This window comes from Candidatus Termitispirillum reticulitermitis, from assembly GCF_054655775.1.
On sequence record NZ_BAAIHG010000210.1, the window covers coordinates 1 to 663 of the forward strand.

Sequence of the window (663 nt, forward strand, 5' to 3'; positions counted from 1 at the left end):
GCGGATAGTGGCGAGGATGCAGTCATATCTTGCGATAATGATAGTTGTGGCTATGCGGCTAATATGGAGAAGGCACTTACGGCAAATTCTGCCAGTAGTGCCGAGTTAACGCCTACTGACGAACTAAAAGTGGTGCACACTCCTAATAAGCACACAGTTGAAGAGGTAATGGCGTTCTTAAAGGTAGATGCTAGCCGACTAGTCAAGACGTTAATCGTGCGCGTGGCTGGCGCAAAGGATGTTCCCGCTGATAAGCCTTTTGTTGCAGTGCTTGTGCGTGGCGACCACGAGGCAAATTTAATCAAATTAAAGAACTACTTGGGCGCATCATCGGTTGAAATGGCAACGCCTGACGAGATATTGGCAGCTACAGATTCGCCTGTGGGTTTTTCTGGTCCTGTGGGGCTAGATTTGCCAATCTATGCAGACTATATGATTGAAAATGTCTATTCTGCAGTGGTGGGGGCTAATAAGCGCGACTACCACTACACAGGAGCATGTGCGGGTAGAGATTACAAACCTATTGCTTATGGCGATTTCAGGAACGCTACAGAGGGAGACGTTTGTCCCAAGTGCGGTAAGGGGCATTATAAGATTATGCGCGGTATAGAAGTAGGGCACATATTCAAACTAGGCACGAAATATTCAGCCAGTATGAAAGCG

At 47.4% G+C, this 663-nt stretch carries 1 protein-coding gene; it reads left to right on the forward strand.

Annotated features, from left to right (window positions below):
* A partial coding sequence (locus tag AC1MDJ_RS08335) for a YbaK/EbsC family protein (RefSeq protein WP_479690448.1) occupies positions 1-663 on the forward strand: 663 nt, incomplete at both ends.